The 236-nt window shown below is 51.3% G+C and carries 1 protein-coding gene; it reads right to left on the bottom strand.

Annotation, left to right across the window (positions count from 1 at the left end; translation table 11 throughout):
- A partial coding sequence (locus A3774_RS16255; RefSeq protein ID WP_331709323.1) for an alanine racemase C-terminal domain-containing protein occupies positions 1-236 on the bottom strand: 236 nt, incomplete at both ends.

The following is a 236-nucleotide window of genomic DNA, read 5'->3' as shown; positions in this document are numbered from 1 at the left end:
TGCGGGTTACCAGTTCATAGCCAATGGTTTCAGACCAGTACGCCACTTTCTCTACCGGCACACCATCACCCCACAGCACAACATCATCACCAATGGCTAAAGTAGAACTGCCATCCTGTACTAAACGAGCGGTAATCATATCCATTGACACTCGGCCCGCTAATTCAGCCGCTTTTCCTTTTATCAGCATGGGGGTGCCATTATCCGCTGCGCGGGGATAACCATCACCATACCCC

The sequence above is a fragment of the Neptuniibacter marinus genome (assembly GCF_001597725.1).
Lineage (GTDB): Bacteria > Pseudomonadota > Gammaproteobacteria > Pseudomonadales > Balneatricaceae > Neptuniibacter > Neptuniibacter marinus.
This window is presented reverse-complemented; position numbering and strand designations above follow the sequence as displayed.